This window comes from Shimia sp. R10_1 (assembly GCF_017744095.1).
GTDB lineage: Bacteria > Pseudomonadota > Alphaproteobacteria > Rhodobacterales > Rhodobacteraceae > Shimia.
Window position 1 is genome coordinate 281937 of sequence record NZ_JAGHQX010000002.1, and the last position, 16131, is coordinate 298067.

Below are 16131 nucleotides of genomic sequence, written 5' to 3' on the forward strand. Positions count from 1 at the left end.
GGTTTTTGTCATGGGCAATCTAACACGATTGCCCAAGCAAGCCGACCCGATTTAAGCAGGCCAAATCTGAATTGCAGACACCCGGGTGTTAGAGCCCCAACACATCCATCATGTCATATTCGCCGGGCTTTTGCCCTTGCCCCCACAGCGCGGCTTTCAGCGCGCCACGGGCAAAGATCGCGCGATCCGTCGCCAGATGACGCAACACAATGCGCTCGCCTGCGGCGGCGAAAAGGACATCATGTTCTCCCACAATGTCGCCACCGCGGATGGCGGTGAAGCCGATATCCCCACGTTTGCGCGCACCGGTGATACCATCACGGCCACGATCGGCGACATCAGCCAAATCAACCCCACGCCCTTCCGCTGCGGCTTCGCCAAGCATCAGCGCCGTACCGCTTGGGGCATCAACTTTATGATGATGGTGCGCTTCAATGATTTCGATATCAAAATCTTCATCCAACGCGGCGGCCACTTTCTGCGTCAGGCGGGTCAACAGGTTCACCCCCAGGCTCATATTGCCCGCACGCACAATCACCGCATGACGGCCACAGGGCTCAAGCTGCGCAATGTCCTCGTCGGTCATCCCTGTGGTGCCAATCACATGCACAGCACGGGCCTGCGCAGCCAGTTTGGCGAAGGCGATCGTGGCCGCTGGCGCCGTAAAATCAATCACCGCCTGCGCTTTGGCAAACGCCTCCAACGGCTGGTCTGTAACCGTCACGCCAAGTGGCGCGCCGCCCATGGCCTCCCCCACATCGCGGCCCACCCAGTCATGACCACTGCGTTCCACCGCGCCGACAAGCTTGGCCTTATCGCTCTCGCAAACCGTCTTGATCAGCATCTGCCCCATACGGCCAGAGGCTCCTGTGATGACGATTCCGGGCAAGTCTTGCATAGCATTCTCCAATGTTTGAGCCGGTGGATCGGCGCTGCCTCTGCTTACAGAAAGCAATCCAGCTTGGCAAAGGGCCACAGAAGCCCTAAGTGGGGAAGCATGGCAAAGAACACATTTTCTGAGGGCCGTGGCCCCTCCCAGCGCCAACTCCGTGTGGGCGAAGTGATCCGACGCACCCTGTCGGAGGTCTTGATGCGCGATGAGTTGCACGACCCCGATCTCAGCCGTCTGTCCATCACCGTCGGCGAGGTGCGCGTGACACCTGATCTATCCATTGCAACGGCCTTTGTGCTGCCTCTGGGCGGCGGCAAACAGGATGAGGCAATCAGCCTTCTGGCAAGCCACAAGGGCGAGCTGCGGCGCATCATCGGTCGCAAGGCGAAACTCAAGCACGCGCCTGATCTCCGCTTCCGCATCGACACAACCTTCGATCAGATGGACGCAACGCGGCGCATGCTGGCTGACGACCGTGTGCAAGCCGACGTCGCCAAATCTGACAGCGAAGAGGATGGCACGTCCTCGTGATCCGGCTTTGGCTCTGTTTTGCACTCATGGCGCTGCCCACTCTGGCCAGCGCTGTGAGCTGCGAAAACGTGAGCTTTGAGCGCAAAAGCTTCACCGTCTGCACCGTCGACGCATCTCAGGAAAACCTGAGGCTGTTCTTACGCGATGATGAGGGCGCAGTCTTGGGCCAGTTCCCAAATGTTGCCCGCAGTCTTCCCCCGCAAGAAACCCTCTCTTTCGCGATGAACGCGGGCATGTACCACGCAGATCGCAGCCCCGTCGGCCACTATGTGCAAGATGGCGCGGAGGAGATGCGGCTGTTGACTGGAGAAAGTCGCGGTAATTTTGGCCTCCTGCCCAATGGTGTTTTTTGCCTGACAGACGGCAGTGCCCGGGTCTACGAGACCCTCGATTTTGCCGCACAGAAACCCATCTGTCGTGATGCCACGCAATCCGGTCCGATGCTGGTGATCGACGGCGCATTGCATCCGCGATTTCTGGTCGACAGCACCTCAAAATTCATCCGCAACGGCGTTGGCACCACATCTGATGGCCAAACTGCCATATTTGTGATCTCTAACAACGCGGTAACCTTCCACGAATTTGGGCGTTTCTTTCGCGATGTGCTGCAAACGCCCAACGCGCTCTATTTTGATGGCAAAATCAGCCGCCTCTATGCGCCACAGCTGGATCGTTCCGACGCCGGTTTCTGGATGGGACCAATCGTTGGCGTGGTCGAAACGGCACCAGCTGTCACTGAATAACTGCGCTGCTCCATTCCTTTATGAACGTGCGCCGCTTGAGCGGATCAAGATAGGTCATCAAAGCAGGCTCCAGCGTGATCACCGTATGCCCGCTTGCATCACTCATAGGCTTGAGCGAGGGCAAAGGAAAAACATCACGGTTGCGGGGCTGTGACTGCATTGCCAACAGATGCCTGACAAAGGCAACGGCATCGTCTTCCACAAAGGTCTGTGCCGTTACAAAAGCTGTGCGCATCATCGTGGTCGGAAAATCAGAAGGTAATACAACTTCCAAATGATCGGCCACATCCAAACGCGCGGCCACGTAACTGCCCAGCACATTATACGCCACAAGCAACTCACCGCTTTCCAGATCGTCAATCATATCACCAGAGCAACAGTATAGCCGGGCCCCCAGACCGCCCATCACCTCCATAAGCCGCCAAAATGTCTCAGAGGCGCGCGCATCCTGAGTTGCAAAAAGATATCCCAAACCAGACTCGCGGACATCATAAGTTCCGACGCGCCCACGAAACAACTCCGGCTGCGCACGCAGCGCCTGAATCAACTCTTGCCGCGACTGTGGTACGGCGCCATCGGGAAAAGCCGCGCGGTTCACAACCACCGTTGCGGGCTCAGACGTAAATGCAAATAAGCTCTTGCGCCACTGCGCCCAGTCAGGCTGATCCAAGTTGGAAATTTGCAAAGCATAGCCATCATTCACAAGCTTTAACTGCAGGTCCATCGCACTTGAAATCACAACGTCATAGTCATTGGGATGCGCCCTGTAGATCTCATCGATTTGCGCGGTTCCAATGACAAAATAGTCAACAGACAGGCCGGTTTTCCCACGTAAGAACGCCTCGATTATTGGCGCAAAAAACGAGGTGTCCGTGCTCGACAATACCCGAAGTTTGCGTTCCGCGGTCAGTGGGCCAAAATGGGTGTGCTCTTCCCAATCTTGCGCCCAAAGGGCCGCTGGCAATAAACAGACCATCAAAGAGAAAAAATAACGCATGCGCCTCCCTCCGGGCGGTTTTCCAGCCTGAGCGTCCCACCGTGTGCTTGTGCCACGTCCTGAGCAATCGTAAGCCCCAACCCCGATCCAATTGTACCGGTCGCATTTGTGCCACGCAAAAACCGCGTGGCAAGGTTGTTGATCTGATCGGGCGGAAACCCTGGCCCTTCGTCTTCTACCAGCACCCGTGGGCCGGGCGAAGCACTCACAGTAATGACGATTTCACTCTCGACAGGCGAATATTTCAGAGCGTTGTCCACCAAGTTACGCAGCGCATTCTGCAGCAGTATCGAATCCGCAGCAACATTCACCTCTGCGTCACTCACCACCGTCAGCGCGATGTCCTTCATCTCAGCAATCGGAGTCAGCCGGATCACAAGATCCTGCACTATCGCCACCAGATCCAACGCCTCTCGCTCCAGATGGTCGGTGCGAAATGTGATCATCGCATGATCCAAAAGCTGTCCAGCCGCGCGGGAGCTTTCGTCGATTGCCCGTACCATGGCCCGCAGGGCCTGACGATTGTCCTCTCGCTCAACCCGCTGCAACGTTGTTTCTGCATGACTGCGTACCGTGGCCAATGGCGTGCGCACCCGATGCGCCGCTTCTGCAATGAAATCTTCTGACTGAGACAACGAGGTGCTCAGGCGCGCCATGAAATTGTTCAGCGAAGACACCAGAGGCCCCATTTCCTGCGGCACGGGCTGGGCCACCGGTGTCAGGTCCTTGGGCCCCCGCCTTGTGATCGAGTGGGTCAGTCGTTCCAACGGACGTATCGTGGTTGACGTGGCCCATGACGCAACCAAAACCGACAACAGGAAAAAGCCCACACCATAGTAGGCAACATTCGATGAAATACGGTTCAGCGTCACCTGCAACGCGTCCCGTGTTTGAGCAACAGATACTGTTACCTGTGTGCGCAAGTCGGCCCCAACCAAAATGCGCGACGCCGATGCAAGGCGAATAGAAGCCCCTCGCATTTCGCCTGACACATGCGTGACCTCCGCGCCAACACGCGCCGGCACAACGGGCAAACTTTCATAGCCAGAGAGCAAGGCACCATCCTGATGAATCGCATAAAACACGCGATCATCCTCTTCGGTGCCCAAAATGGCGAAAGCAGCGTAAGGAAAATCCACCTCAACAACACCATCGCGCAAGATCGCAGCGTCCAAAATTGACGTAACAGAGGCTTCCAAAATGCGATCCTGACCCTGCTGCGCAATTTGCGCCGCATAACTGCGCACCACCACAAACATCAGGATTGAAATGCCAGCAGCCCCTCCAATCAGGGTCAGCGCCAGCCGCGCCCGCAGCGAACCGGAAACATTGGCCGTTTCACGCATGATCGAGCCGATACCCGAGCCCACGCAGCGTGGTAATTTGCAGGCTGGAAGAGGCCAGATGCCGCCGCAAGCGTCCGATGTAGACTTCGATCGCGTTCTCAGAGACGTCCTCGTCATAAGAAAACAGTCTGTCTGCCAATTTTGCCTTGGAAAAGATCTGCCCGGGCGCGTTGATCAGCAGCTCCAGCAAACGCAGTTCTCTGTTGCGCAGAGTCACCGTTTTTGCCCCCACTCTCAACTGTCCAGCCACAGGGTCCAGTGTGACGTCTCCCAATTGCACGGACGCCTGCGCATGCCCCGCATTGCGGCGCAAAACCGCCCGGCACCGGGCCTGCAGTTCCTCATAGTCAAAGGGCTTGGTCATGTAATCATCGGCCCCAAGATCCAGCATACTGATTCGATCACTCACCTGTGACCGCGCTGTCAGAACAATGACGGGCGTGTCATTGTTTCCGGCGCGGTGCCGCTTCAAAAAACCGCGCCCATCGCCATCCGGCAGCATAATATCCAATAAAATTAGATCATAATCCCCGGTATCGACAAAAGCCGATGCATCCGCAATTTTATCTGCGTGATCAACAACATGACCATCCATTTTCAGCCGTTCGCACACCGCGTTGGCCAGATCGAGATTGTCTTCGACCAGCAAGAATTTCATCGAAGCGCGGCCTTTCTTCATCCGTGACAGGTTTGTGACAGGTTGCAGTGATTGAGTCGCCCCAACTGAGCCAGCTTTCGGACAGTTGTCAAATTGGGAGGAAACAATGTTGAAATTTGACATGGGCCGTCGCGCCCTGATGGCGACGGCTGTCGCCGCAATGGCATTTGCCGGTCCTGCACTTGCAGACGGGCACAAAGTTGTGGACAGCATCCACTTTCTGATCCCCGGCGGCGCTGGTGGTGGCTGGGACGGCACCGCACGTGGCACTGGTGAAGCGCTCACCAAAGCGGGCATTGTCGGCAATGCATCCTACGAAAACATGTCCGGCGGCGGCGGCGGCAAAGCCATTGGCTATCTGATCGAAAACGCCGACAGCAACCACGGCACATTGATGGTCAACTCGACCCCAATCGTGATCCGCTCACTGACTGGCGTGTTCCCACACAACTTCCGCGATCTGACATTGGTGGCGGGTACCATTGGTGACTACGCCGCCATCGTTGTGGGCAAAGACAGCCCGATCAACTCCATGGACGATCTGCTGGCCGCATTTGACGCGGACCCATCCGGCACCGCCATCGGCGGCGGCTCTGTGCCGGGCGGCATGGACCACCTTGTGGCTGCCATGGTTATGGAAGCGGCAGGCAAAGACGCGCTGGGTGTAAAGTACATCCCATATGACGCAGGTGGTAAGGCCATGGCGGCGTTGCTGTCTGGCGAAATCGCCGCGCTGTCCACCGGTTTCTCCGAAGCCGTTGATCTATCCAATGCGGGCGAAGTGAAAATCATCGGCGTCACTGCAGATGACCGCGTGTCAGCAGCGCCAGACGCCATGACCATGAAGGAACAGGGCATCGACACCTCTTTTGTGAACTGGCGCGGCTTCTTCGCGGCCCCTGGCCTGCCAGAAGACAAGCTTGCGATGTACCAGGACGCGATCGGCAAAATGTATGACACCAGCGAGTGGGAAGAAGTTCGCGCACGCAACGGTTGGGTCAACATCCACAACAACGGCGCAGACTTCCAAAGCTTCCTTGAGGAGCAGGAAAAGGTCATCGGCGACCTGATGAAAAAGCTCGGCTTCCTCTAAGAGCCTGAATTCACATGTCTAAAGGCAGAGCGGACCCCCGCTCTGCCTTCCTTTTCATACAAAGATGCAGGAGGGCTGGATGGCTCTTGATCGTTGGATCGCACTGATCCTGCTCGGCATTTGCCTGACATATGGCTACGCCGCTTGGTTCACGATGGATGGCAGCCTCGCACCATTCATGAGACGCAACCCCATTTGGCCCAGCACGTTCCCAAAACTGCTGTCCCTCTTTGGCATCATCGCCTCGTCGATCATCCTCTTGGGCTTTGAAAAAAGCGAACCCAAAGAGGCGGACATCGATTACCGCCGACTGCATGAGTACAAACTCGGTCAGGCAATCATTCTGCTCGCACTCATGGTGGCCTATGCGCTTCTGCTGCGCCCCGCAGGTTTCCTGCTGTCCACTAGCGGATTCCTGATCCTGGGCTCCTTCATTCTGGGCGAACGCAAATGGCACGTCATGGTGCCCGTCTCCGCAACCGCCACCCTCATCGTCTGGTACCTCGTGCAAGAAGTACTCGGCATCTACTTGCGCCCGTTGCCGGGCTTTATCGGAGGCTGACATGCTTGAAGGACTTCTGATTGGTCTGCAAACGGCCTTCTCTCTACAAAATCTTCTGATGGTGATTGGCGGCTGCCTGATCGGCACCTTCATCGGCATGCTGCCGGGCCTTGGCCCGATGTCGATCATCGCCATCATGATCCCCGTCGCCATTTCCATGGGCGACCCTTCCGCCGCTCTGATCCTACTTGCGGGTGTCTACTACGGCGCCATTTTCGGTGGCTCGACCTCCTCCATCCTGCTTAACGCGCCGGGGGTCGCGGGCACTGTGGCCTCAAGTTTTGATGGCTACCCGATGGCCAAACAAGGCAAGGCCGGCAAAGCGCTGACCATCGCCGCGATCGCAAGCTTTGCGGGCGGCACCATCGGCGCGCTTCTGCTGATGATTTTTGCGCCCATGCTGTCGTCTGTCGCGCTGCTGTTTCATTCGGCGGAATATTTCGCGCTGATGGTCGTTGGCCTCTCTGCCATCGCGGCTTTCGCAGGCACCGGTCAGGTGGCCAAAGCGTTGATGATGACCGTGCTGGGCCTGATGATGGCCACCGTCGGCGAAGGTGCGCTGTTCAACCTGCCCCGCTTCACCATGGGCATCATGGATCTGCAATCCGGCTTTGGCTTCATCACACTGGCCATGGCGATGTTTGCATTGCCCGAAGCACTGTTCCTTGTGCTCAAACCCCGCGTTGCCAAAGAGGGCGGCGAAGGCGAGATCAAAGAACTGCGCATCTCCCGCGAAGAGGCCAAGGCCATCACCCCGGTGATTGGACGCCAATCCATTCAGGGCTTCTTCATCGGCGTGCTGCCCGGCGCAGGTGCCACCATCGCGAGCTTCCTTGGCTACGCGGTGGAGCGCAACATCGCCCCCAAAGAAGAGCAGGAGCAATTTGGCAAAGGCGCCGTCAAAGGCCTCGCGGCCCCAGAGACCGCCAACAACGCAGCCTGCACCGGCTCTTTTGTGCCGCTTCTGACATTGGGCATCCCCGGATCTGGAACTACGGCGATTCTGCTGGGTGCATTGATTGCACTCAACGTTACCCCGGGCCCGCGCCTGATGATTGATGAGCCACAGGTGTTCTGGGCGGTGATCATGTCGATGTTCATTGGCAATCTGGTCCTGCTGGTCCTGAACCTGCCGCTGATCCCCTACATCGCCAAAGTCCTCTCGGTCCCGCGCAACTACCTGATCCCCTTCATTTTGTTCTTCACCTTGATGGGGGCCTATATCGGGCAGAACAACGCCACCGAACTGCTGATCCTTGTGGGTTTCGGCGTCTGCGCAACCGCGCTGCGCTTTGCGGATTACCCGCTGGCCCCGCTGCTGATCGGCTTCATCCTTGGCGGTATGCTGGAGGACAACTTCGCACGTTCCATGCAACTCTATGATGGCATTGCCTTCATCTGGGAACGCCCGATGACACTGGGCCTTTTGGTCATCGCAGCTCTGCTGGTGCTGCTGCCAAGCTACCGCGCCCGCCGTGCACGCTTGCGGGCTCAAGGTGTGGCAGACGGGGATTGATGCATCCCCCACCGCAAAAACAAAAGGCCGCCGAAACTCTCGGCGGCCTTTTCATTTTGGTCCGGCGTTACGCTGCGGAGAACCCCGCATCCAGCGCTGACAGGATCGTGTCGACCTCCGCCTCCGATATGGTCAGCGGTGGTGACATGAGGATATTGTGCATCCCCAAACGCACCATCGCCCCGGCCTGATAGGTCGCCTCATGTATCTTTTTCATGGTCGCCATATCCATCGGAGTTTTCGCCACCTTGTCAGAGACAAGCTCAATCCCCGTCATCAACCCATGACCACCGCGGATGTCACCGATGATGTCATGTTTCTCCGCCAGCTTTTTCACGCCCTCATAAAGCTGCGTGCCACGGGCGGCAGCATTGGTTTTCAGATCAAGCCGCGTGGTTTCCGCCAAACAGGCCACCACAGCGGCCGAGCCAACGGGATGCGCCGAGTAGGTATAGCCGTGGAAAATCCCAGCCTCCCCGCTTTCATCTTTCTCGAAAACCTCCGCCACTTTGTCGCCCACCAGACAGGCTCCAACCGGGAAATAGCCCGATGTGATCCCCTTGGCCGTGGTCATCATATCCGGCTGCACGCCCCAGTGCCGCGCACCAGACCAGTCGCCAGTACGGCCAAAGCCAGTGATCACCTCATCGGAAATCAGCAGGATGCCGTGGCGGTCACAAATCTCGCGCATCAGCCCCATAAAGCTCGCATCCGGCACAATCACGCCACCCGCGCCCTGTATCGGCTCCATGATAAAGGCGGCAATGGTGTTGGCCCCCTGAAACGCAATCTCATCTTCAAACGCCGCCGCAATATTCTGCGCCAGTTGCGCGGGGTCGGTTTCATGGAAAGGATTGCGATAGGTGTATGGGCTCGGCAGGTGAAAACAGCCCGGCAGCAGCGGCTCATAATTGATGCGGAACCGGTTGTTGCCATTCACAGACGCACCGCCAAAATGCGTCCCATGATAGCCTTTCTTCAGCGACAGGAACTTTGTCCGGGTCGGCTCGCCACGCAAGCGATGATACTGCCGCGCCAGACGCAGGGCGGTTTCGACACTGTCTGACCCACCCGAGGTGAAAAACACACGCGTCATACCATCCGCTTCAAAGAATTCGCGCACCGCATAAGACGCCTCAATCGCCGCCGGATTGGAGGTGCCCGCAAAGGCAGAATAATACGGCAGGTCATAAAGCTGCTTTGCAATAGCCTCTTTCACCACATCATTGGAATAGCCGAGGTTCACACACCACAAACCGCCCACGGCATCGACCGTGGAATGCCCTTCAAGATCGGTGATGTTCACACCCTCGGCGCTCTTGATGATCTTGGGCGCGTGGCTCTGCAAATCCCCCGGCGCACCCATAGGATGCCAAAGATGGCGGGCGTTATTCTCTTTCAGAAAGTTATCATCTTTCATTGTGGTGCTCCCTTGCGTGCGGCGGTTTCTACCCGCGCGCGTCGACTCAATAATTTGATCAAATTATGCGATTGCCGCCGCGCGCTGTCCAGTAAGAGTGCGACATGTCACCCGATTAAACTGGCGCAAAAACGACTGGCGAAAACCCGCAATCTCGGTGGTAGAATCAAACGAGAACATGCTACATTTCGTGACATGCCTGTGGATAACCCCAATATAAGCTCTTCGAACGCGCCAATGCAGCCCGTGATCCGTCAACTTGATGATGCCGCGATCAACCGGATCGCCGCTGGCGAAGTGGTCGAACGCCCCGCCTCTGCGGTCAAAGAGCTGGTTGAAAACGCAATCGATGCAGGCGCAACGCGCATTGAGATCGCTTATGCCGATGGGGGCAAAACCCTGATCCGCATCACCGATGATGGCTGCGGCATCACAGAAGAGCAGCTGCCCCTCGCCCTTTCCCGCCACGCCACCTCCAAAATTGATGGCAGCGATCTGCTGGATATCCACACTTTCGGCTTTCGTGGGGAAGCGCTGCCCTCGCTAGGCGCAGTCGGGCGTCTCAGCATCACAAGCCGCGTGGGCCGCGCCCCGGCAGCCAGCATCACGGTCGAAGGCGGCGCGATGGGCCCCGTCAAACCCGCCGCACTTTCAGGTGGCACCATTGTTGAGTTGCGCGATCTGTTTTACGCCACGCCCGCCCGCCTCAAATTCATGCGCAGCGACCGGGCAGAGGCACAGGCCATAACCGATGTGGTCAAGCGCCTTGCCATGGCGGAACCCTTCATTGGCTTCACCCTGCGCGATGTGACCGGCGGCGGCGAAGGGCGTATTTCTTTCCGCGCAGAGGCCGAAAGCGGCGATCTCTTTGACGCGCTGCACGGTCGTCTTGCGCGCATTCTGGGTAAAGAGTTTGCCGAAAACGCGCTCAAGATTGATGCCGAACGCGAAGGTCTGCGCCTGATTGGCTATGCCGCCCTGCCCACCTATTCGCGCGGCTCATCTGTGGCGCAATATCTTTTTGTGAATGGCCGCCCGGTGAAAGACAAACTTCTGGTCGGCGCGCTGCGTGGGGCCTATTTTGACTACCTCAGCCGGGACCGTCATCCGGCAGCAGCTCTCTTTATCGACTGCGATCCACATCTGGTGGACGTAAACGTCCACCCGGCCAAATCCGAAGTCCGCTTCCGCGATCCCGGGATGGCCCGCGGTTTGATCGTCTCCAGCCTGCGTCACGCACTCGCAGAGGCCGGCCACCGCGCCTCCACCACCGTTGCCGGGGCCACGCTTGGCGCCTTCCGTCCCGAACCTATGGGCGCACTTGGTGCAACACCACAGCCCCACTCATCAGGCCCTGCGCGTGTTTATCAAATGGATCGCCCTTCGCTCGGCGCGCGCACCGCCGCCTATCAGGCACAAGCGCCCTATCCACAATCACCTGTCTCTCAGGATCCGGGATTTGCCGAACTCAGCGAATCCTACAGCGCACGTGTCGAGCCCCTTGAAACGCACGACGCCCCACAGGACGCGCCTGCCGAAGGCCTTCCGCTCGGAGCTGCCCGCGCGCAGGTGCATGAGAACTACATCGTTGCCCAGACTGAAACCGGTATGGTGATTGTCGATCAACACGCCGCGCACGAGCGGTTGGTCTATGAAAAACTCAAGCGCCAGATGGCAGAGAATGGCGTTGCGGCACAGGCGCTTCTGATCCCCGAGATCATCGAACTGTCAGATGGCGACTGCGCCCGCATTCTGGCGGTGGCCACGCCCCTGTCCAATCTGGGCCTCACCATCGAAGCCTTTGGCGGCGGAGCAGTGGCCGTGCGCGAAACCCCGGCCCTGCTGGGCGAAGTCAACGCCCGCGCCATGGTGCTCGACATCTTGGACGAGCTGGACGAAGACGGCGAAACTATGCTGGTGCAAGCGAAATTAGAAGCCATCCTCAGCCGCGTGGCCTGCCATGGCTCGATCCGCTCTGGCCGCCGCATGCGCGCCGAAGAAATGAATGCCCTGCTGCGCGAAATGGAAGCCACGCCGCATTCCGGCCAATGCAACCACGGGCGCCCAACCTATGTGGAATTGAAATTGGCCGACATCGAGCGGCTGTTTGGACGGACCTGATGACCGAATTGACCACCCTGCTTGCCAACACGGACACCGCGTCGCTCTACCTTCTCGGCGGCATTGGTTTTGCCGTGTTGGTGCTATTTGTGCTGCTGCGCAATGGCGCGCAGAACCGCGCAGCCCAGACCGAAGACTTTATCGCTCAGCATATGGGCCAGATGGCGCAACGCGTGGATCAACTGGCCACCGGTCAGGCCCAGCTTGACGGCGGCCTGCGCGCACAGGCGCAAACACAAAGCCAGATTGCCACCTTGATGGAGCAACGTCTGGGCGAAGTGCAGGTCAACATGCACGAGAACCTCGCCAAAGTGCAGCGCAGCACCGGCGAAAACCTCGCCACCATGCAGCAGAAAATGACCGACACATTGGCCGCCCAACAGCTGCAGATGCAGGAAAACCTCTCCAACATGCAGATGCGCACTGGCACCGCGCTCAATGACATGCAGGAGAAACTCAACACCTCGCTTATGGGCAACGCCAAGCAAACGGCAACCTCGCTCACACAGCTGCAGGAACGCCTGCAAACCATCGACAAAGCGCAAGAAAACATCACCCGCCTGTCCGGTGATGTGCTGAGCCTGCAGGACATTCTGTCCAACAAACAGACCCGTGGAGCGTTTGGCGAAATCCAACTGAATGACATCGTGTCTAAAGCGCTGCCCAGCGACAGCTACGCCCTGCAGCACACGCTCTCAAATGGCCGCCGCGCCGACTGTCTGATTCACCTGCCAAATCCACCCGGCCCCATTGTGATCGACAGCAAATTCCCGCTGGAAGCCTATGAGGCCATGCTGCGCTCAGAGACTGAGGCAGAGCTGAAGGCAGGCATCCAGATGTTTAAAACCTCGGTGCGCAAACACATCAAGGATATTTCAGAGAAGTATATCCTTGAGGGTGAAACAGCCGATGGCGCGCTGATGTTTTTGCCCAGCGAAGCGATCTACGCAGAGCTGCACGCCAAATTCCCAGAGCTCGTGCATGAAGGCTTCACCGCACGGGTTTGGATCGTCTCCCCCACCACCTGCATGGCCACGCTGAACACCATGCGCGCCATTCTGAAAGATGCGCGTATGCGGGAGCAGGCCGGAGCCATCCGCAAGGAGCTTGGCCTGCTTTATGCCGATGTTGACCGCCTCGGCACCCGTGTGGACAATCTGGACCGTCACTTTGGTCAGGCCGCCAAGGATATCAGCGAAATCAAGATCAGCGCGGACAAAGCCGGGCGGCGCGCACGTCGGCTCGACAATTTCGACTTCGAAGAGCTCGCACAGCCAGATGATGGCAAAGTTGTCCCTCTCACCAAGCCAGACGCATAACCCATCCGCAAAAATCACATTCAAATACAAGTTTGCGCCATATCAAAGACGCTGCATGATCATCGTATCAATCTGATTGCAGGACTTTTATGGAGGCGCAAAATGCTTGAAATCTCAGCCTGGAAAGTGGCGCAAGTGGTGCTCATGTCGCGTGAGCTTGACCGCGCTGAAGGGGAACTGCGGGCCTTTATTGACCGCCTGAACGAAGACGAACAGGCCAGCCTTGTTGCGATCATGTGGATTGGCCGCGACAGCTTCGCTGCCGAAGACCTCGCAGAGGCAATTATGACAGCCAAGACCGAAAAAACCGTGCCAACCGCGGATTACCTCCTCGGTTCACCGCATGTGTCCGACCACCTAGAGAACGGCATGGAAGAGCTTGGTCTTTCGCTGAGCGATGCCGAAGACGAGCTGGTGCGACGCGGCTAATCACGCCTCTATCTGGGGCACCAGCCACGCAGCCAAGTAAGTTTCCATCCGGTCTCGGGGGGTGGTTGCGTTGTGCAGAGAGCAAAACATCAGTGAAACCGCCTGAATCATAAAGGCCTGAACGCCTTCGGCCTGCAGCTCTGCTGAGATGTCTTTTCGAAACGGACGTGCGCTGAGCCATTTGGCAATCACCTCCGCATGGCGCCCAAAGGTCATGGCGATAGCTCCAATCTCACTTTTGGCCGCCGCCCCTGAATGGCGCAGGATCACATCAAACACATAGCGTTCGCAGCTCATAAACGCGGTGAGCGGCATAAGCGCCTCAACCATCTCTGACACGCTGCGCGGGCTGGGCAGCTGTTCCAGCATGTCGAGATGGCGATCTATTTCCACGCCAATCAGGTGATCCATCAACGCGTCTTTGTCTTTGAAATGGGCAAAAAAGGTGCCTTTCGCCACACCGGCGCGCAACACCACCTCCTCCACGCGCATAGCTTCATAGCCGCCGTCTGAAATGATGGCCGTTGCCGCCGCCAACAACTTGGCGCGGGTCTTTAAGGTACGGGATTGGACAGCTCTGCTCATACCGACTTCTCACACAAATAATGACTGCGGTCAAATTTATATTGACCATGGTCATTTTAGAGTGCACTTAAATTGACCACGGTCAGTATCTAGGAGAATCGCAATGACCCGCACACGTATTTTCGTTTTGAACGGCCATCCTGCCGAAGCTTCCCTGACGGGCGCTGTGGCCAAATCATATGCCAATGCCGCACAGAAAGCGGGGCATGAGGTCCGCTTCACCAACCTGCATGATCTGGAATTCGACCCGGACTACGGCTTTGGTGGTTATGTGAATCAAAAGCCTCTGGAGGCAGATCTGGAAAAGCTTTTGCAAGACATCGAATGGGCCGAACATGTGGTGGTGGCCACGCCCATGTGGTGGGGTGGTCTGCCGGCCAAACTCAAAGGGGTGTTTGACCGCGCCTTCCTGCCCGGCCGCACCTTCGATACGCGCAACACCACAAAACTGGGCCTGCCAGCACCTTTGCTCACAGGGCGCACTGGCCGCGTGCTCCTGCTGTCAGACACGCCAGGCTGGTTCTTCCGCCTGTTTTATCGCAATGCGCTGATTGTACAGATCCAGCAGCAAATTCTGGAGTTTGTCGGCATCAAGCCGGTCAAAGTCACGCAGTTTGCAGGTGCCAGCCATCCCAAAGACGGTGTCGTAGACAAATGGATCAAACGCGCCGCCAAAATTGGGGCGCAAGCGGCGTGACCACACAAAAAAACGGGCCTGAGAGTGCTCCCCTCAGGCCCGCTGCAATGTCATTTGAAAACCATCACGCCTTGTGATCGACGATTTCCAGATGCTGTGCCAATGTGCCGATGTGATCCAGCCAGCTGTTGAACAACGCAGGCTCTGACGGCGCCGCATGCACACCCGGTGCAATCGCGCCATCCAGAACGGATTCGATGGCCAGTGACACCGGAATGGACACAAGTCGCGCCATCGCCGTGCCACGATCGTCACCCCAGGCGTCCATTGCATAGGTCTTGTGATAGACCTCCGCGCCGTCTTTCTCCGCCTTCAGCCCCACACAGAGGATCACACGGTCCGGCTCGCCTTCGTCGTAGGAGTTTTCGTCCCAGAACTGGTCGGACATCTCTTTCAGACGCGCATCGCCTTCGGGGCCGGACAGCGTTTCGATCTCGCGGAACACATCGCCCCAGGCCTCCGCCCAACCGTTCAGACGCAAGGTGCCACGCACGAACTCTTTCACGTTCCAAGCGGGATCAAACTTATAGTCTTCCATGAACGGAATGCTGTCGCGGTTTGGATAAACCTCAAAGCTCTCCGGCGTCGCAAGCGGCGCCTCATAGCTTGAAATCGCATCCCACGGACGATTCACATCAAACGGTTTGCCATCGCGGATCGAACGGGACGGCGAGCGCAGCGCCTTCAGCACGCCCAGCGGCGACCAGCTGAATTTATAGCGAAACGGGTTGGCATGTTTGGGCACACCGCCGCAGTAGCTGATGAAGCTCAGGGTGTTGTCTGCATCAAAGCGCTCAGACGCGCGGTAGTCCGCCACCAGCGCATGCGCCATCAGGTGGTCGATCCCCGGATCAAGCCCCACCTCATTCACACAAGCGATGCCCGCCTCTTTGGCCTTGGCATCCAGCGCTTTCATCTCCGGCGCAATGTAAGACGAGCTCACAAAATGCGCTTGCTTAGAAATGCACAGCTCCGCCAGCGGCACATGCCAGTCACCTGGCAACATGGACACCACGACGTCGCCTTTGGCCAGAACGCCGCCCAGCACGTCAATGTCAAACGCACGGATATCCTGGGTCAGATCGCCCACCGCTTCCTGTGCCTTCTCCACCGTCCGGTTCCACACAGTCACCTCACGGCCTGCTTCAATCAGGCGGCGCAGGCCGGGAATGGCCGACAGGCCGGTGCCACACCAATGAATGGTCATATCTCTTCTCCCCTC

At 57.9% G+C, this 16131-nt stretch carries 16 protein-coding genes; 9 read left to right on the forward strand and 7 right to left on the reverse strand.

Annotated features, from left to right (window positions below; translation table 11 throughout):
• Positions 1-88 precede the first annotated feature (88 nt).
• On the reverse strand, positions 89-898 hold the full coding sequence (gene dapB, locus J7413_RS05825) for a 4-hydroxy-tetrahydrodipicolinate reductase (RefSeq protein ID WP_209097125.1): 810 nt from the start codon (positions 896-898) through the stop codon (positions 89-91).
• Positions 899-997: 99 nt separating this feature from the next.
• Here dapB and rbfA point away from each other — a divergent pair, with 99 nt between their 5' ends.
• Entirely contained in the window at positions 998-1423 is a 426-nt protein-coding gene (rbfA, locus tag J7413_RS05830; RefSeq protein ID WP_209097126.1) for a 30S ribosome-binding factor RbfA, read from the forward strand.
• A 26-nt stretch (positions 1424-1449) separates the two neighbouring features.
• Positions 1450-2166: a phosphodiester glycosidase family protein gene (locus J7413_RS05835; RefSeq protein ID WP_209097336.1), complete on the forward strand. Its 717-nt coding sequence runs from the start codon at positions 1450-1452 to the stop codon at positions 2164-2166.
• Here J7413_RS05835 and J7413_RS05840 read toward each other — a convergent pair.
• Genes J7413_RS05840 through J7413_RS05850 form a run of 3 tightly spaced genes read right to left on the reverse strand, consistent with a single transcriptional unit; the run spans position 2156 to position 5167 of the window.
• A complete protein-coding gene (locus J7413_RS05840; protein ID WP_209097127.1) occupies positions 2156-3163 on the reverse strand; it encodes an ABC transporter substrate-binding protein in 1008 nt (335 codons plus the stop codon). The genes J7413_RS05835 and J7413_RS05840 overlap by 11 nt on opposite strands.
• Positions 3142-4509, reverse strand: coding sequence for a sensor histidine kinase (locus J7413_RS05845; RefSeq protein ID WP_209097128.1), 1368 nt, complete (start codon positions 4507-4509; stop codon positions 3142-3144). Before J7413_RS05845 ends, J7413_RS05840 begins: the two co-directional genes overlap by 22 nt.
• Positions 4502-5167: a response regulator transcription factor gene (locus J7413_RS05850; RefSeq protein ID WP_209097129.1), complete on the reverse strand. Its 666-nt coding sequence runs from the start codon at positions 5165-5167 to the stop codon at positions 4502-4504. The genes J7413_RS05845 and J7413_RS05850 overlap by 8 nt, the downstream gene beginning before the upstream one ends.
• A gap of 106 nt (positions 5168-5273) precedes the next feature.
• On the opposite strand from J7413_RS05850, the gene J7413_RS05855 reads away from it, so the two are divergent.
• From J7413_RS05855 to J7413_RS05865, 3 genes are all read left to right on the forward strand, one after another.
• Positions 5274-6260 carry a tripartite tricarboxylate transporter substrate-binding protein gene (locus J7413_RS05855; protein ID WP_209097130.1) on the forward strand — a complete coding sequence of 329 codons (987 nt, stop codon included), beginning with the start codon at positions 5274-5276 and terminating at the stop codon, positions 6258-6260.
• 79 nt (positions 6261-6339) lie between these two features.
• Positions 6340-6822 carry a tripartite tricarboxylate transporter TctB family protein gene (locus J7413_RS05860; protein WP_209097131.1) on the forward strand — a complete coding sequence of 161 codons (483 nt, stop codon included), beginning with the start codon at positions 6340-6342 and terminating at the stop codon, positions 6820-6822.
• Position 6823: 1 nt separating this feature from the next.
• A complete protein-coding gene (locus tag J7413_RS05865; protein ID WP_209097132.1) occupies positions 6824-8338 on the forward strand; it encodes a tripartite tricarboxylate transporter permease in 1515 nt (504 codons plus the stop codon).
• Positions 8339-8405: 67 nt separating this feature from the next.
• Here the strand turns inward: J7413_RS05865 and J7413_RS05870 are convergent, their stop codons facing one another.
• Positions 8406-9758: an aminotransferase class III-fold pyridoxal phosphate-dependent enzyme gene (locus tag J7413_RS05870; RefSeq protein ID WP_209097133.1), complete on the reverse strand. Its 1353-nt coding sequence runs from the start codon at positions 9756-9758 to the stop codon at positions 8406-8408.
• Between the two features lie 195 nt (positions 9759-9953).
• Here J7413_RS05870 and mutL point away from each other — a divergent pair, with 195 nt between their 5' ends.
• The 3 genes from mutL (at position 9954) to J7413_RS05885 (ending at position 13627) form a co-directional block, all read left to right on the forward strand.
• Complete coding sequence (gene mutL / locus J7413_RS05875) at positions 9954-11879, forward strand: DNA mismatch repair endonuclease MutL (protein ID WP_209097134.1); 1926 nt, start codon at positions 9954-9956, stop codon at positions 11877-11879.
• The gene (gene rmuC, locus J7413_RS05880; RefSeq protein ID WP_209097135.1) at positions 11879-13198 is read left to right on the forward strand and encodes a DNA recombination protein RmuC; all 1320 of its coding nucleotides are present in this window, start codon (positions 11879-11881) and stop codon (positions 13196-13198) included. Before mutL ends, rmuC begins: the two co-directional genes overlap by 1 nt.
• A gap of 102 nt (positions 13199-13300) precedes the next feature.
• A complete protein-coding gene (locus tag J7413_RS05885) occupies positions 13301-13627 on the forward strand; it encodes a DUF3775 domain-containing protein (RefSeq protein ID WP_209097136.1) in 327 nt (108 codons plus the stop codon).
• On the opposite strand, the gene J7413_RS05890 is transcribed toward J7413_RS05885, so the two are convergent.
• A complete protein-coding gene (locus J7413_RS05890; RefSeq protein WP_209097137.1) occupies positions 13628-14212 on the reverse strand; it encodes a TetR/AcrR family transcriptional regulator in 585 nt (194 codons plus the stop codon).
• Between the two features lie 103 nt (positions 14213-14315).
• Between J7413_RS05890 and J7413_RS05895 the strand changes: the two genes are divergently transcribed.
• Positions 14316-14909, forward strand: a complete 594-nt coding sequence (locus J7413_RS05895; protein WP_209097138.1) for an NAD(P)H-dependent oxidoreductase — start codon at positions 14316-14318, stop codon at positions 14907-14909.
• A gap of 64 nt (positions 14910-14973) precedes the next feature.
• On the opposite strand, the gene J7413_RS05900 is transcribed toward J7413_RS05895, so the two are convergent.
• On the reverse strand, positions 14974-16116 hold the full coding sequence (locus tag J7413_RS05900) for a saccharopine dehydrogenase family protein (RefSeq protein WP_209097139.1): 1143 nt from the start codon (positions 16114-16116) through the stop codon (positions 14974-14976).
• Between the last annotated feature and the right edge of the window lie 15 nt (positions 16117-16131).

Bases quoted from the DNA above. Each gene is read 5' to 3' on its own strand.
- dapB (WP_209097125.1), bottom strand. From the start codon at position 898: ATGCAAGACTTGCCCGGAATCGTCATCACAGGAGCCTCTGGCCGTATG.
- rbfA (WP_209097126.1), top strand. From the start codon at position 998: ATGGCAAAGAACACATTTTCTGAGGGCCGTGGCCCCTCCCAGCGCCAA.
- J7413_RS05835 (WP_209097336.1), top strand. From the start codon at position 1,450: ATGGCGCTGCCCACTCTGGCCAGCGCTGTGAGCTGCGAAAACGTGAGC.
- J7413_RS05840 (WP_209097127.1), bottom strand. From the start codon at position 3,163: ATGCGTTATTTTTTCTCTTTGATGGTCTGTTTATTGCCAGCGGCCCTT.
- J7413_RS05845 (WP_209097128.1), bottom strand. From the start codon at position 4,509: ATGCGTGAAACGGCCAATGTTTCCGGTTCGCTGCGGGCGCGGCTGGCG.
- J7413_RS05850 (WP_209097129.1), bottom strand. From the start codon at position 5,167: ATGAAATTCTTGCTGGTCGAAGACAATCTCGATCTGGCCAACGCGGTG.
- J7413_RS05855 (WP_209097130.1), top strand. From the start codon at position 5,274: ATGTTGAAATTTGACATGGGCCGTCGCGCCCTGATGGCGACGGCTGTC.
- J7413_RS05860 (WP_209097131.1), top strand. From the start codon at position 6,340: ATGGCTCTTGATCGTTGGATCGCACTGATCCTGCTCGGCATTTGCCTG.
- J7413_RS05865 (WP_209097132.1), top strand. From the start codon at position 6,824: ATGCTTGAAGGACTTCTGATTGGTCTGCAAACGGCCTTCTCTCTACAA.
- J7413_RS05870 (WP_209097133.1), bottom strand. From the start codon at position 9,758: ATGAAAGATGATAACTTTCTGAAAGAGAATAACGCCCGCCATCTTTGG.
- mutL (WP_209097134.1), top strand. From the start codon at position 9,954: ATGCCTGTGGATAACCCCAATATAAGCTCTTCGAACGCGCCAATGCAG.
- rmuC (WP_209097135.1), top strand. From the start codon at position 11,879: ATGACCGAATTGACCACCCTGCTTGCCAACACGGACACCGCGTCGCTC.
- J7413_RS05885 (WP_209097136.1), top strand. From the start codon at position 13,301: ATGCTTGAAATCTCAGCCTGGAAAGTGGCGCAAGTGGTGCTCATGTCG.
- J7413_RS05890 (WP_209097137.1), bottom strand. From the start codon at position 14,212: ATGAGCAGAGCTGTCCAATCCCGTACCTTAAAGACCCGCGCCAAGTTG.
- J7413_RS05895 (WP_209097138.1), top strand. From the start codon at position 14,316: ATGACCCGCACACGTATTTTCGTTTTGAACGGCCATCCTGCCGAAGCT.
- J7413_RS05900 (WP_209097139.1), bottom strand. From the start codon at position 16,116: ATGACCATTCATTGGTGTGGCACCGGCCTGTCGGCCATTCCCGGCCTG.